The following is a 14,242-nucleotide window of genomic DNA, read 5'->3' as shown; positions in this document are numbered from 1 at the left end:
TATTAATATTCCTATTTTATCATTTCTATTATAACTATTGATGCAGATTAAAGCTCGCGGTATGGTATTTCTTAACGAGAAAGCAACATAGAAGATACCTGCAAAGATGACTCAACTATCACAATTCGGGCAAAAATTTGCTCAACATTCAGGCATTGCTCGCTTGATGCAAGATTTAAATGAAGGAATACGGACACCGGGTGCCGTGATGTTGGGAGGTGGTAATCCTGCGCATATTCCTGAAATGGACAACTATTTCCGCCAGTTACTTAAAGAGATGACAGAAAATGGCACGTTAAGTGATGCAGTTTGTAACTATGATGGCCCGCAAGGCAAAGATGCTATGTTACAAGCGTTGGCGGCATGTTTAAAAGAGAAGCTAGGCTGGAATATTTCGGCAAAAAATATTGCATTAACCAATGGTAGCCAAAGTGCTTTTTTCTATTTGTTCAATTTATTAGGTGGTACAACGCCTGAAGGCAAGAAACGTAAAATTCTTTTTCCTATAGCGCCTGAATATATCGGTTATGCCGATTCTGGATTAGAAGAAGATCTGTTTGTTGCAAATAAGCCAACTATAGAAATGTTGCCAAATGGGCAATTCAAATACCATGTTGATTTTGCTCATCTTGAAATTGGTGATGATATTGCGGCTATTTGTGTTTCTAGACCAACAAATCCAACGGGTAATGTTATTACTGATGACGAAGTTGAAAAGCTAGAGGACTTAGCTAAACGGCATAATATCCCTCTTATTATAGATAATGCTTATGGTGTTCCTTTTCCGGGTATCATTTTCACTCAAGCAACACCTCGTTGGAATGACAATACTATTCTATGTATGAGCCTGTCTAAGTTAGGTTTACCCGGCGCACGTTGTGGCATTATCATCGCCAGTGAAGAGCTGATTTCGGCCATTACAAATGTGAATGGCATTATTAGTCTTGCACCTGGTGGAATTGGACCTGCAATGGCATTAGAAATGCTAAAACGTGATGATTTGATGCGATTATCTCAAGAGATAATTGGGCCTTTTTATCATCAACGAGTGCTTGAAACTATTGATATTATTCGCCGTTACTTGCCTGAAGAACGTTGCCTTATTCATAAACCAGAAGGCGCTATTTTCTTGTGGTTGTGGTTTAAAGACTTACCTGTTTCTTGTGAAGAGCTATATCGTCGTTTGAAAAAACGCGGTGTATTAATGGTGCCGGGGCATTACTTTTTTCCGGGATTAGAAGATTCATGGGATCACGCTCATCAATGTATGCGTATGAATTACGTGCCTGAGCCTGAATTGATAGAGAAAGGAATAAAAATTCTGGCTGAAGAAATCGAGAATATCTATCAGCCAGTGAATATCTAATAAAAATGCCCCTTCAGCGAGAAGAAGGGGCAAAGACAATAACGAGGACTTTTGAGCATAAGTTTGACGGAAAGAAATTGATTACTAAATATTTAGCAATCCGTCTCAATCTAAATTTCTTAGCACGAGAACTATTAAAACAGACAATCATAAAATCTATGGCTTAAATAAGAGCCATTCATGGCCTTAATTATCCCTCTGCTAAGCAAAATGTGGATTTTAGTAACATATTAGGTTCAACTGATTAATATATTTATTATTTTTGCTACAAACTCCAGATAATAAGTGCCATTAATTGTGGTGTTATTATGCGTAAAAACATCGCTAAAGGATAAACGGTGGCATAAGAAAGTGCCGCAGCTCCACTTGAGCTATGTATTGAATTGGCAAAGGCCAGTGCAGGTGGATCGGTCATTGAACCAGCTAACATTCCGCAAAGAGTTAAATAATTAAGTTTAAAGAAGATCCTGGCTATGATCCCCACAATTAATAACGGTAATAGTGTAATAAGAATGCCGTAGCCAATCCAACTCAGCCCTTGACCATAAATTAAGGTTTCAACAAATTCGCCACCAGAATTTAGCCCTACTACGGCTAGAAACATGACAATGCCCAATTCACGCAATGCTAAGTTTGCGCTTGGTGGCATAAACCAATAGAGCTTACCGAATGTTCCAATACGCCCTAAAATTAAGGCAACAACAAGAGGGCCACCGGCTAATCCCAGTTTAAGAGCTACGGGAATACCGGGAATGAAAATAGGAATAGAGCCAAGTAAAACCCCCAATCCAATACCAATAAAAACGGGTAGCATTTGAACTTGCTCTAATTTTTGACGAGCATTACCTAACAGGACAGTAATCGCTTCTATAGATTCAGGGCGACCAACAACATTAAGAATATCCCCGAACTGCAACATACTGTTATTGCTTGGAATTAGTTCGATACCTGCGCGGTTTAATCGAGTTACGACAACATCGTATTTTCTTTTAAGATCAAGATCTTTTAAACGCTTACTAAGTACGGAATCATTCGTGACAACGATCCGTACTGATTGTAGTAAATTGGTTGATGTTGAGAGTGAAGCGTCAACCTCTTCGCCTAATACAAGGCGTACTTTATTAAGATCTTCTTTCGAGCCAACAATATGCAGCAAATCCCCTAACTGAATAATCGTTGATGGCATCGGTACCATAATGTTATCACCACGTTTTAAACGAGAGCATACAATGGCATCTTCATTGAGTAGTGGGATATCTTGCATTAATAAACCATCTAAATTGGGGTTTTTAATGGCAATATTAATAGTATGTAGTGCCTCTTTAGTACTATTTTGCTGGTTACTAAAGGTTTTCGCTTCTTCATCAATGTTGATTTTAAAAAACACACGAATAAGCCACATAACTAACAAGATGCCACAAATTCCCATAGGATAAGCCATCGCATAGCCCATTCCCATTTGCCCGATTAAAGCAGGATCAATATGTAAATCAGTGAGTATCTGTTGCCCAGCGCCCAGAGACGGGGTATTGGTGACAGCACCAGAAAAAATACCCAAAATAATAGGCAAAGGAACATCAAATAAGCGATAAATTGAGGCGGTGATGATAGAACCAAGAAGAATAATGAAAATCGCAAAGGCGTTGAGTTTTAATCCAGAAACACGTAATGAAGAGAAAAAACCAGGGCCAACTTGAATACCAATGGTATAAACGAAAAGAATAAGACCGAATTCTTGAATAAAATGAAGAGTTTGTGCGTTGAGTGAAAGGTTATAGTGTTGAGCAAAATGCCCAATAATTATACCACCAAAAAGAACGCCGCCTATTCCTAGGCTGACTCGATAGATTTTGATATTGCCAATCCAAAGACCTAGAGCGCCTGCTAATGACAACATCACCATTGTTAATGCAATATCACTCATAAAAAAGATCCTATACTCAAAAAATAAAAATTAAAAAATTGAGCTAAAACGATAAACCTATTTTGGCAAAGAACAAAGAAAGTCGCTGTGTCTTATCGCACAGATTCGGAATATATAAAGATCAAAAAAATAAGAAAGATAAATATAGAGTTAAAATGTTTTTTTAAAATAAAGAGGGTTGAATTTTAATATCAGAGAAACATAATAATTGGTAATTTTATTATGTTTTTTTTAATTATATTAATAAGGTTTTTTGTGCATGCTTATTTATTTAATTATTGAAAAATTAAGCTATTTTATATCATCTTTCTCTTGTCCTATAAGAGAAAACAGGTTTAACTATATGATAAAAAGTGTTGACTCCTGATCTTGTTTTATAGGTGCCCTATGATATTTAGAAAGACGAGTAAAAATTTAACATTAATCACATTTTTAATGACCTTGTTGACGGGATGTTCTAGCGTTATGACACATGCTGGCCCCAATAAAGAGCTTTATTCAGGGACAAAAAATAATATGGCAATGCTAAAAGATGATGAAACAGGGTGGGCAATGAAACCCTTAGTTCTTTTAGATTTTCCTTTTAGTGCAGTATTAGATACTTTGTTACTGCCTTATGATTATTATACCAAGAGTGATGATAAAAGTGATAACTCACCAAAAGAACGAGTAAAAAGATTAGAAAGTACAACAGCAGATAATAATTATGAAAATAAGAATTAATATCAAAATAATGACTAAATAATGAATAAGTAATTCTATTTAGTCATTATCTGTTTGTTTAACTATTTATAGGGCTATTTATTTAATACTGTTTCTTCTTTAGGGCCAAACATTTTATTAAGGCTATTAAGCTCTTGCATTTCTTTATCACATATTACTTTTTGTTCTGTTAGCGATGCTGCCATTATCTGTTTTTTACTTTGCTCAAAATTTCCTTTAATTTCAGGTATATTATGCTTTAGATCCTCACGTTGAGAAATATACTGAATAAATTTGTCTGCTTCTTTAAAGTACACTCGGCAAGCATGTGCCGTGGATGCTTGGGCTGGAAGTGTGGTTAACAACAGGAGTAATGTGAGGCTCCACCAACATTGTTTCATTCTCTAAACTACCCACCTTATTTGACATAAGTAAATTATATAAAAAGCATATAAAATAAACGATAGTATTAGCGAATAAATTTGTTATTTTTTCTTGTTTTTTATCAGCAATGTAAAGAAAAACAGAATTTGCAGAGAATATAGAAGAAGCCGATTGTTATAGTTACGCTAAAAGTGGGTGGATTTTATGATAAAAAAGTTAAAAATCAAGCGTTTTGGTTGAAAACCATACGAACAGTCAGGAGATACTAAAAAAGTATTGACGCAGTGGGTTTCTGGCAGTAAGATGCACCTCGTTTTCGGCGAGTAGCGCAGCCTGGTAGCGCAACTGGTTTGGGACCAGTGGGTCGGAGGTTCGAATCCTCTCTCGCCGACCATATTAAGAAACCCCGCTTTTAAAGCGGGGTTTTGTCGTTTTAGTCTTACCAAAAATACCTCACTCTTATTTTTGATTTCACCATAAAAGGTGTTTTCTCTCGATCAACCTTACTTCTATCTCATCTCTATTTGCATTCCAAACTCCCATACAGTTCAGAAACAGAGAGCTGTGGAAATATTTTCCAAATCAAGATAAATATTGGCTAAAAATGCAGTAGGTTTCGCTGACCTATAAAGTTGTTTAGGCATTAAATTATTTTAGACGTTTTTAATAAACAGCCTAAAGATGTCTTTAAATTTTCTTTCAATGCCACTTTTTATGGGCGATAGAACTTCTGATAATGCTTAAAGAATATAAATTTTTCACTATGAAAGAATTAAAATCATTAATAACAGACTGAATTTCATGGTCTTATCTAGTTAAGTGATTTGCTAAGAGGCAAAGATTAATACTTTTCACTCTATTTGTCTGATCAAAACTAAAATCAGGATCCTCTAGCAAGGTGATTATTTTTCTTCCATAACAGAATAAAGCACCAAGTTCTTTGTTTCATTTCAAAATATTCGTTCAATATTTAAGCGGTTAATCACAAATCATAGCTTTTTTTAAAACAGTCATTTCACTTAAGGATTTCTTAATGTGTGGTTTTATTGACTAGATATTAGTCAGAGACTTGTTTTTTTATTCTGAGTTTGTTCGATATTCGTTTCATTTGTGTTTATAACTTGTTCTTTTTACGGAGTAGACCCTTATTGACGTAAGGGGATACAGTTGGTTAATTGAACAATGACAAAATAAAAAGGCATTCCGTTTTTAAACAGGAAGCCAAAACACAACAGAACAATTTCGGAGAGTAATGATGAAAAGCTCCAAAAAACAGACAGGAATTTTAACCGCAACAATCGGGCTACTTGCATTAGCTGTTTCTGCGGGTGTGCAGGCAAAAACATTAGTATATTGCTCCGAAGGTTCACCTGAAGGATTTAACCCTCAGCTATTTACCTCAGGAACAACCTATGACGCAAGTTCAGTACCTATTTATGATCGTTTAGTTGAATTTAAATTGGGTACAACGGAAATCATTCCAGGACTCGCTGAAAGTTGGGATGTGAGTGATGATGGTAAGGTGTATACCTTCCATTTACGTAAAGGCGTGAGTTGGCATAGTAGCAAAACCTTTAAGCCAACCCGTGAATTTAACGCAGATGACGTAATGTATACGTTTATGCGTCAAATGGACCCACAACATCCTTACCATAAAGTGTCTGGCGGAAGTTACGAATACTTTTCAGGAATGGACATGAACAACATGATCGAGAAAATCGAAAAAGTTGATGATCATACCGTTCGTTTTGTTTTAACACGTTCAGAAGCGCCTTTTATTGCTGATATGGCAATGGACTTTGCATCCATATTATCTGCGGAATATGCCGACAATATGATGAAAGCAGGAACACCTGAAAAAGTAGATTTAGATCCTATTGGTACAGGGCCTTTCCAATTACAACAATATCAAAAAGATTCTCGTATTCTTTATAAAGCAAATGACCAATATTGGGGTAAAAAGCCAGACATTGATCGCTTAGTTTTCTCTATTACACCTGATGCTTCTGTGCGTTATGCTAAATTGCAAAAAGGTGAGTGTCAGGCGATGCCTTTCCCAAATCCTGCTGATATTGCGAAAATGAAACAAAATAGCGATATCAATCTGTTAGAACAGCCGGGCTTAAACGTGGGTTATATCTCGTTTAACGTTGAGAAGAAACCTCTAGATAACCAAAAAGTTCGTCAAGCATTAAGTATGGCTGTGAACAAAGACGCGATTATTGAAGCGGTTTACCAAGGTGCAGGCCAAAAAGCAAAAAATCTTATTCCACCAACAATGTGGGGTTATAACGATGATATTGTTGATTATGAATATAACCCTGAAAAAGCCAAGGCACTGCTAAAAGAAGCGGGTCTTGCTGATGGCTTTACTATCGATTTATGGGCAATGCCAGTACAACGCCCTTATAACCCAAATGCACGTCGTATGGCTGAAATGGTACAAGCGGATTGGGAAAAAATTGGCGTTAAAACCAAAATTGTAAGTTACGAGTGGGGTGAATATCTCAAACGTGCTAAATCCGGCGAACACCAAGCGGTAATGATGGGTTGGACTGGGGATAATGGGGATCCAGATAACTTCTTTGCGACATTATTTAGCTGTGCTGCGAAAGAGCAAGGTTCAAACTATTCTAAGTGGTGCTATAAGCCATTTGAAGATCTGATCCAGCCTGCGCGAGTAGCGTCAGATCATGAAAAACGTGTCGAGCTTTATAAACAAGCTCAAGTCGTTATGCACGATCAAGCTCCTGCACTAATTATTGCTCACTCTACGGTATATGAGCCAGTGAGTAAAAAAGTGGAGAACTATGTGGTTGATCCATTAGGTAAACATCACTTCGAGAATGTCTCTCTGAAATAATAGCAATACCTTACTTAAGTACGGTGTCTTTCTTCATGAAAGGCACCGCTATTCCATAATAAAGAATACATTCAGTACACTGTGGGCGCAGGGGATTTTCTCCTGATTTATCAGCGCTATCTTTTAGCTGATGTTTGAAAAGAGAACTAGGATATGCTGCAATTTATCCTTCAACGTTTGGGACTTGTGATCCCTACGTTTATCGGAATTACATTACTTACGTTTATTTTCGTACATCTTATTCCCGGCGATCCGGTAATGATTATGGCGGGTGAGCGTGGTCTATCTCCAGAGCGCCATGCTTATTTAATGGCGGAGTTAGGGTTGGATAAGCCGTTATGGCAACAATACCTCAATTACCTAAATGGTATTCTTCATGGTGATTTGGGTATTTCATTAAAAAGCCGCATTCCTGTCTGGGATGAATTTTTACCTCGTTTTAAAGCCACTTTAGAACTTGGCGTTTGTGCCATGATCTTTGCGGTTTCAGTCGGTATTCCTGTGGGCGTTTTAGCTGCGGTGAAACGTGGCTCTATCTTTGATCATACTGCGATTAGTGTGTCATTAGCAGGTTATTCCATGCCAATTTTCTGGTGGGGGATCATGTTAATCATGCTGGTGTCTGTAAAATTAGACCTAACGCCAGTATCTGGACGTCTCGCTGATAGTGTCTTTTTAGATGACAGTAATCCTCTTACCGGATTTATGCTAATTGATACCTTTATTTGGGGTGAAGAAGGGGATTTCATTGATGCTATCCATCATATTATTTTACCTGCAATTGTATTAGGAACCATTCCTCTAGCGGTTATCGTGCGTATGACACGCTCTTCAATGCTTGAAGTATTAGGGGAAGATTATATTCGTACAGCAAGAGCAAAAGGCTTAAGCCGTGCTCGCGTCATTCTTATTCACGCATTACGTAATGCGATGTTGCCTGTTGTCACTGTTATTGGATTACAAGTTGGGACAATGCTGGCTGGCGCAATCTTAACAGAAACCATCTTCTCATGGCCGGGATTAGGACGCTGGTTAATTGATGCCTTACAACGACGAGACTACCCCGTAGTTCAAGGTGGTGTGCTGTTAATTGCAACGATGATTATTTTTGTCAATCTGTTGGTTGATGTTCTTTATGGCATTGTGAATCCACGTATTCGCCATAAAAAATAAGGAATGCATAATGACTGAAAATAAAGTTACACCGGTCATCAATGCACCGGCTCCCATGACACCCTTCCAAGAATTTTGGCACTATTTTAAACAAAATAAGGGCGCAGTTGTTGGATTAATTTATATCGTAATTATGTTGCTGATTGCGTTATTTGCAGGCTTTCTTGCGCCTCACGCACCGAATGAGCAATTTCGTGATTTCTTATTAGCGCCTCCTGTTTGGCAAGAAGGGGGAAGTTGGCAATTTATTCTAGGTACTGATGATGTTGGCAGAGATATTCTTTCTCGCTTAATGTTTGGTGCTCGTCTTTCATTATTAGTTGGCTGTATCGTTGTCGTACTGTCACTTATCTTAGGAATTATTCTAGGGCTAGCAGCAGGTTATTTTGGTGGTCTTGTGGATATCGGCATTATGCGAGTGGTCGATATTATGCTGGCATTACCCAGTTTATTATTGGCATTAGTGCTGGTAGCAATTTTTGGGCCTTCTATCGTTAATGCGTCTATTGCACTGACTTTTGTTGCTTTACCTCATTATGTCCGATTAACACGAGCTGCTGTTTTAATTGAAGTAAACCGTGACTATGTTATTGCGTCTCGCGTTGCTGGTGCGGGGTCAATGCGCCAAATGTTTATCAATATCTTACCTAACTGTCTTGCGCCTTTAATTGTTCAAGCTTCTTTAGGTTTTTCTAATGCAATCTTAGATATGGCAGCATTGGGCTTTTTAGGTATGGGCGCTCAGCCTCCAACTCCTGAGTGGGGAACTATGTTATCTGACGTGTTGCAGTTTACACAAAGTGCATGGTGGGTTGTGACGTTCCCTGGTCTTGCTATTTTGTTTACTGTGCTTGCCTTTAATTTAATGGGTGACGGTTTACGAGATGCGCTTGATCCGAAATTAAAGCAGTAACGGAGTAAGAAGATGGCATTATTAAATATTAATCAATTATCGGTTCACTTTGGTGATGAAGATACTCCGTTTAAAGCGGTAGACAGAATTAGCTATCAAGTTGAAGAAGGGCAAGTCGTTGGTATTGTTGGAGAGTCTGGTTCAGGTAAATCTGTGAGCTCACTGGCTATTATGGGGCTGATTGATTTTCCGGGGCGAGTAAGTGCTCAAGAGCTTTATTTTGATGGCAGAGATTTAATGAAAATCTCTGAATCAGAGCGACGTAATTTGGTGGGAGCCGATGTCGCAATGATTTTCCAAGATCCAATGACCAGCCTAAACCCCTGTTTTACGGTTGGCTATCAAATCATGGAAGCATTGAAAGTTCATCAAGGTGGAAGTCGAAAAACACGTAAACAACGTGCTATCGACCTTTTAACGTTGGTGGGTATTCCTGATCCTGCTTCACGTTTAGATGTGTATCCTCATCAACTTTCTGGCGGTATGAGCCAGCGAGTGATGATTGCAATGGCGATTGCTTGTCGCCCTAAATTATTGATTGCTGATGAACCGACAACGGCTCTGGATGTAACTATTCAGGCGCAGATCATCGAACTATTGTTGGATTTACAAAAGCAAGAAAATATGGCGCTAGTGCTTATCACTCACGATTTAGCATTAGTGGCAGAAGCCGCCGACACCATTATTGTGATGTATGCAGGGCAAGTTGTTGAATCAGGAAAGGCATCAGAAATTTTTAAATCACCTCGTCATCCTTATACACAGGCACTATTAAGAGCATTGCCTGAATTTGCCAGCAACAAAGCGCGATTAACTTCATTATCTGGGGTTGTACCAGGTCGCTATGATAGACCAACGGGATGTTTACTTAATCCTCGTTGTCCTTATGCTCATGATGAATGCTATAAAACAGAACCTGCTTTAAGAGAATTGGGAACACATCGCGTGAAATGTCATACACCGTTAGATAATACAGGGAGACCTACTCATGGTTGAAGTTAATCCAAATGTCACTACTCCCTTATTAAAGGCGGTCAATTTAGCCAAGTATTACAATGTTAAAGGAGGGCTGTTTTCAAAAGAGAAAACAGTGAAAGCGCTCGATGGTGTTTCATTTGAGTTAGAGCGAGGTAAAACCTTGGCGATTGTTGGCGAATCAGGATGTGGAAAATCGACATTAGGTCGATTATTAACCATGATTGAGATCCCCACTTCAGGGGAGCTTTCTTACCGTGGGCAGAATCTGTTGATCAAAGATAAATCAGCAGAGAAATTGCGTCGCCAAAAGATCCAAATTGTATTTCAAAATCCTTATGGATCATTAAACCCCCGTAAAAAGGTGGGACAAATTCTAGAAGAGCCACTTTTGATCAATACGACACTTAACGTATCTGAACGTAAAGAAAAAGTATTATCAATGATGGCAAAAGTGGGATTGAAAACAGAGCATTATAGCCGATATCCCCACATGTTTTCTGGTGGTCAACGTCAGCGTATTGCTATTGCTCGTGGTTTAATGCTTGAGCCGGATATTGTGGTGGCGGATGAACCCGTTTCTGCTCTCGATGTTTCAGTGCGTGCTCAAGTGCTAAATTTAATGATGGATCTTCAACAGGATATGGGGCTTTCTTATGTCTTTATTTCTCATGACCTTTCCGTTGTTGAGCATATTGCAGATGAAGTTATTGTGATGTATTTAGGACGTTGTGTAGAAAAAGGTACTAAGGCTCAAATTTTTGAAAACCCTCAGCATCCTTATACACAAGCCTTGTTATCAGCAACGCCAAGATTAACACCTGAATTAAGACGCGAACGTATTAAATTAACAGGAGAATTGCCAAGCCCGTTAAATCCACCACCAGGGTGTGCTTTTGCAGCACGTTGCCGCCGTGCATTTGGGACATGCAGTCAATTACAGCCAACTTTAAAAGATTATAATGGCCAACTTATTGCTTGTTTTGCTGTTGAGCAAGATAACATAGCACCTTAAATAAAAAAGAATATATTTAATCAAAGAGGAGCAATATATTAAAATATATTGCTCCTTTTTTTAATTATATTAAGCTAATCTAAATGAAACAATCCTATTATGATTCAGTAAATATTAAATGTTATTTCATGTGAATTTCTTAAAATATTAAGTGGTGCTGGTATTAAAAATAAAAAATATTTATATATTAAAATATTATTATTCTTTTATTTTTGTTTTTAACATCTTAATAAGATTTTTATAGATTTAAATTTACATGGTATTGTATTTTTTAGTGAAATATATTCTATAATCAAAATAATATGGCAATATTGCGGTTAAAAAAGTGAAACCCAGTATTTATCTCATTTTACTATTTTTATCTTACAACTATACTCAAATAATAATAATTATATATTTATCTACTTTAGTTTTAATGGATAGACAGTTTTTATCGCGCTATTTTCTTTATTGAGGGTGATACATAATCTAAAAAATACAGTATAATCACTCTGTTCAAGTATGTATATTGGAAATAGCAATGATGAAACCTCATCTTAAACATTCATTAACAATAAAACAGATGGCCGCAGTTGCGGGCGTTACGTTGGTGACTATTGCTATTTTTATCAGTATCCAACTTGTCTATTTGATAGATCAACGCCGTGAAGATTATCAAAATCAGCTTTTTAATGCGGGTGTCAGTATCCAGCAACCACTTGCTGATGCATTGTTACGATCAGATTTAAATGATGCCAAAAAACAGATAATTGGGTTAAAAGCAACGGGTATCCTCGGTAAAGCGATAGTGATGCAACCTGAGAATATTCAAGTGATGAACTTAGATTTTGCACCCAAAAAAGACGTATCTGATTTCTCAAGCTGGCTTTTTGGTATCCCTGTTGAGGCTGTTATTCCATTACAGCCATTAGGTATTACTTCAACAGATGATAAGTCTTATACCGGCTATCTTATTTTACAGGCTGACACAAACCGTTTTTATCGTTTTGCCAGCAACACTGTCGCACTAATGTTAACCACATATCTGTTAATGGGACTTATTCTAACGGTTGCGATTAGCTGGTGTATCAATCGTATTGTGGTGAAACCTTTACGCCAAATAGCCGTTACTCTTAATAAAGATAGCCAAGTTTCTGCTTTATCTTGTCCAGAATCACATCGTGATGATGAGATTGGTTTGCTGGTTAAAGGATATAATCATCAAAAATCTGATCAAAAATTGCCGAAGGTCTGAACCTTCTTACGCCATAATGAGTCTAATCACTATAGTGATTTCATTTCATGTTTCTGTGGTGACAAAGAATGATAATACAAAAAATAGACATCAAACATCTAACATGTCTTTTGGCGCTTATTGTTAAACCTCATAAGTGGTTTAATACCAAGGATTAATAAAACAGAGGTTCACATGCAGGGTGTAATGACACGAATTTTATTGGGAAGCGTTATGTTTGGCGCTGTTGTTTGCCAAGTTCAGGCCGAAGCTTTACAGCCTGATCCTGCTTGGCAAGAAGGGCGACTAGCAAATGGTTTTCAGTGGCAAATCTTACAAACACCGCAACGCCCTAATGATAGAATACAAATTCGTTTATTAGTGAATACAGGTTCTTTATCAGAGAAAAGCAGTGAAACGGGTTTTTCATCCTTGGTGTCTAAACTCAATGTATTAGAAAATACAGGCCTGACACCAGAGAAGCGCGATAACTTATGGAAAAATGCGTTAGATCCAGATTATCCGTTACCGCCAATGATCGTTTCATACGATTTTACGGTTTATAATTTAAGTCTGCCAAATAACCAACCTGAACTATTAAAAGATGCTTTTGCATTGCTTGCGGGAATTGCTAAGCCAGCGCAATATACTGAAAATGCAGTCCGTAACGCTGTTCAGTCCCCACTTCCTATTGCCACATTTCCACTTAATATTGAAGATCCTATTTGGCGCTCACGTCTTGAAGGATCTAATCTAAAAGGCCACAATCCCGGTAAGCCAGTTAATCAGTCAGTTAATACAAAAGAATTATCAGATTATCAACAGCGTTGGTATACCCCTGATATGATGACGCTTTATATTACTGGCAATGTTGATAATCGAGTATTGACCGAAAGTATTAATCAGGCCTTTTCATCGCTATCTGGAAAGCGAGTTACCCCTGTTCCAGTACCGATGTTGGCAGATATGAAGCCTGAAACATTATATGTACAAGAGCCCATGCGAGCTAAAGATCAAATTTCTTTAATTTGGGATCTAGATTGGTCGCCAGTAAAAGACTCTGATGCGTTAAATAAATATTGGTTAAGTGATTTAGCACGCGAAGTGATCTTTGTTCATTTAGGCCGTAGCCTTGAACAACGTAAAGAAAATGACAGTACGCAAGTTAACATTGATTGCAGAGTACAATATCAGCGCGCCAGTTGTTCTTTGAATGTTGATACTGCGACAGCAAATATTCCAGCGTTAGCATCATGGGTGGGTGAAGAATTAGGTCGTTTGCGTAATCAAGGCATTAGCGATGAGTTATATAAAGAGCTTCAACAAGAGAAACAACTTCAGTTAACACAGCTTTTTGCCCGCTATGCAAAAACAAGTACGGCTATTTTAATTAATCAGCGTTTGTTATCACAACAAAGCAATATTATTGATATTCCTCCTGAGCAATATCAACGTTTACGCCAAGCATTTTTAGCCGGTTTAACTAAAGAAACCTTAAATCAGGAGCTTTCAAGAGTATTGTCTGAAGATATTACTTTTGTATTAACGCAAAGTGGTGAAACACCGACCGTAAATTTAGGTGAATTGCGTATTCAATTTGAAAAGCAAGTTCATCCAGAAGTAGTAAATACACCAGCTTCAGAACCCGCTAATACGGCACCAAATAAAACGGTGGAAACACCTACAGTGACAACTCCGGCGAAGAAATAACCAT

The 14,242-nt window shown here is 37.7% G+C and carries 11 protein-coding genes and 1 tRNA gene; 10 read left to right on the top strand and 2 right to left on the bottom strand.

The features are described 5' to 3' along the window. Positions 1-106 precede the first annotated feature (106 nt). Positions 107-1,366: a valine--pyruvate transaminase gene (locus tag LG402_RS19305; protein WP_166539110.1), complete on the top strand. Its 1,260-nt coding sequence runs from the start codon at positions 107-109 to the stop codon at positions 1,364-1,366. Positions 1,367-1,631: 265 nt separating this feature from the next. On the opposite strand, the gene LG402_RS19300 is transcribed toward LG402_RS19305, so the two are convergent. Further along, the gene (locus LG402_RS19300) at positions 1,632-3,290 is read right to left on the bottom strand and encodes a putative transporter (RefSeq protein WP_166539109.1); all 1,659 of its coding nucleotides are present in this window, start codon (positions 3,288-3,290) and stop codon (positions 1,632-1,634) included. 387 nt (positions 3,291-3,677) lie between these two features. Between LG402_RS19300 and LG402_RS19295 the strand changes: the two genes are divergently transcribed. Further along, a complete protein-coding gene (locus LG402_RS19295) occupies positions 3,678-4,013 on the top strand; it encodes a YceK/YidQ family lipoprotein (RefSeq protein WP_208105078.1) in 336 nt (111 codons plus the stop codon). A 74-nt stretch (positions 4,014-4,087) separates the two neighbouring features. Here LG402_RS19295 and LG402_RS19290 read toward each other — a convergent pair whose 3' ends face one another. Continuing rightward, positions 4,088-4,393, bottom strand: a complete 306-nt coding sequence (locus LG402_RS19290; RefSeq protein WP_227336147.1) for a DUF5339 family protein — start codon at positions 4,391-4,393, stop codon at positions 4,088-4,090. 300 nt (positions 4,394-4,693) lie between these two features. Between LG402_RS19290 and LG402_RS19285 the strand changes: the two genes are divergently transcribed. The 8 genes from LG402_RS19285 to LG402_RS19250 all read left to right on the top strand — a co-directional run bounded on the left by LG402_RS19285 (position 4,694) and on the right by LG402_RS19250 (position 14,238). Beyond that, positions 4,694-4,770 (top strand) — tRNA-Pro (locus LG402_RS19285). 861 nt (positions 4,771-5,631) lie between these two features. Then, positions 5,632-7,239, top strand: coding sequence for a dipeptide ABC transporter periplasmic-binding protein DppA (gene dppA / locus LG402_RS19280; protein WP_166539107.1), 1,608 nt, complete (start codon positions 5,632-5,634; stop codon positions 7,237-7,239). A 153-nt stretch (positions 7,240-7,392) separates the two neighbouring features. After that, positions 7,393-8,412 carry a dipeptide ABC transporter permease DppB gene (gene dppB / locus LG402_RS19275; RefSeq protein WP_109408948.1) on the top strand — a complete coding sequence of 340 codons (1,020 nt, stop codon included), beginning with the start codon at positions 7,393-7,395 and terminating at the stop codon, positions 8,410-8,412. A gap of 10 nt (positions 8,413-8,422) precedes the next feature. Continuing rightward, complete coding sequence (gene dppC / locus LG402_RS19270; protein ID WP_072068807.1) at positions 8,423-9,325, top strand: dipeptide ABC transporter permease DppC; 903 nt, start codon at positions 8,423-8,425, stop codon at positions 9,323-9,325. 12 nt (positions 9,326-9,337) lie between these two features. Then, positions 9,338-10,321 (top strand): dipeptide ABC transporter ATP-binding protein, encoded by a 984-nt coding sequence (gene dppD / locus LG402_RS19265; protein WP_166539105.1) that lies wholly within the window; start codon positions 9,338-9,340, stop codon positions 10,319-10,321. After that, positions 10,314-11,315 (top strand): dipeptide ABC transporter ATP-binding subunit DppF, encoded by a 1,002-nt coding sequence (gene dppF / locus LG402_RS19260; protein ID WP_227336146.1) that lies wholly within the window; start codon positions 10,314-10,316, stop codon positions 11,313-11,315. The genes dppD and dppF overlap by 8 nt, the downstream gene beginning before the upstream one ends. Positions 11,316-11,838: 523 nt before the next feature. Next, on the top strand, positions 11,839-12,549 hold the full coding sequence (locus tag LG402_RS19255; protein ID WP_109409039.1) for a HAMP domain-containing protein: 711 nt from the start codon (positions 11,839-11,841) through the stop codon (positions 12,547-12,549). Between the two features lie 174 nt (positions 12,550-12,723). Further along, positions 12,724-14,238: an insulinase family protein gene (locus tag LG402_RS19250; RefSeq protein WP_227336145.1), complete on the top strand. Its 1,515-nt coding sequence runs from the start codon at positions 12,724-12,726 to the stop codon at positions 14,236-14,238. Positions 14,239-14,242: the final 4 nt, after the last annotated feature.

Source organism: Proteus sp. NMG38-2, assembly GCF_020640995.1.
In the GTDB taxonomy this organism is placed as follows: Bacteria; Pseudomonadota; Gammaproteobacteria; order Enterobacterales; family Enterobacteriaceae; genus Proteus.
The sequence above is the reverse complement of the archived record's forward strand: the minus strand, read 5'-3'. Positions and strand labels throughout refer to the sequence as shown.

Bases quoted from the DNA above. Each gene is read 5' to 3' on its own strand.
- LG402_RS19295 (WP_208105078.1), top strand. From the start codon at position 3,678: ATGATATTTAGAAAGACGAGTAAAAATTTAACATTAATCACATTTTTA.
- LG402_RS19255 (WP_109409039.1), top strand. From the start codon at position 11,839: ATGAAACCTCATCTTAAACATTCATTAACAATAAAACAGATGGCCGCA.
- LG402_RS19300 (WP_166539109.1), bottom strand. From the start codon at position 3,290: ATGAGTGATATTGCATTAACAATGGTGATGTTGTCATTAGCAGGCGCT.
- dppC (WP_072068807.1), top strand. From the start codon at position 8,423: ATGACTGAAAATAAAGTTACACCGGTCATCAATGCACCGGCTCCCATG.
- dppB (WP_109408948.1), top strand. From the start codon at position 7,393: ATGCTGCAATTTATCCTTCAACGTTTGGGACTTGTGATCCCTACGTTT.
- dppF (WP_227336146.1), top strand. From the start codon at position 10,314: ATGGTTGAAGTTAATCCAAATGTCACTACTCCCTTATTAAAGGCGGTC.
- LG402_RS19250 (WP_227336145.1), top strand. From the start codon at position 12,724: ATGCAGGGTGTAATGACACGAATTTTATTGGGAAGCGTTATGTTTGGC.
- LG402_RS19305 (WP_166539110.1), top strand. From the start codon at position 107: ATGACTCAACTATCACAATTCGGGCAAAAATTTGCTCAACATTCAGGC.
- dppA (WP_166539107.1), top strand. From the start codon at position 5,632: ATGAAAAGCTCCAAAAAACAGACAGGAATTTTAACCGCAACAATCGGG.
- LG402_RS19290 (WP_227336147.1), bottom strand. From the start codon at position 4,393: ATGAAACAATGTTGGTGGAGCCTCACATTACTCCTGTTGTTAACCACA.
- dppD (WP_166539105.1), top strand. From the start codon at position 9,338: ATGGCATTATTAAATATTAATCAATTATCGGTTCACTTTGGTGATGAA.